General features: G+C 66.5%; 1 protein-coding gene and 1 pseudogene. Both read left to right on the top strand.

Going from position 1 to position 478, the window contains the following annotated elements:
• Positions 1 to 280, top strand: a pseudogene (locus tag HWX87_RS37730) (UxaA family hydrolase); the annotation flags it as partial.
• A gap of 13 nt (positions 281 to 293) precedes the next feature.
• On the top strand, positions 294 to 478 hold a 185-nt coding region (locus HWX87_RS37735; protein ID WP_244137847.1), incomplete at its 3' end, for an NAD-dependent epimerase/dehydratase family protein.

Raw genomic sequence — 478 nt, forward strand, 5'->3', positions numbered from 1 at the left:
GAACCTGATCGCATTCACCACCGGGCGCGGCTCGATGTTCGGCGCGAAACCGGTGCCCTCGCTGAAGCTGGCCACCAATACGCCGATGTACCGGCGGCTGCAGGAGGACATGGACCTCAATTGCGGCGGCATCCTCGACGGCACGGCCACCATCGAGAGCTGCGCGCGCGAGATCTTCGACGCGCTGCTGGCGACCGCCTCCGGTCAGCGCACGCGCAGCGAAACCCTGGGCCTGGGCGACCACGAGTTCGTGCCCTGGCAGATCGGCATCATGAGCTGAGAGGAACGGGAACATGAGCAAGGTATTGATCACGGGCGCGGCGGGGCAGATCCGCCGCATGAACATCGAGGGCTGCTACAACGTGTTCGAGGCGGCGCGGCTGGCCGGCGTGAAGCGCCTGATCTTCGCGAGCTCGAACCACGCGGTGGGTTTCCATCGGCGCGATCGCATGATCGACGATCAGGTCCAGCCGCGGCC

Source organism: Burkholderia sp. BCC1644, assembly GCF_902833225.1.
Taxonomy (GTDB): domain Bacteria; phylum Pseudomonadota; class Gammaproteobacteria; order Burkholderiales; family Burkholderiaceae; genus Burkholderia.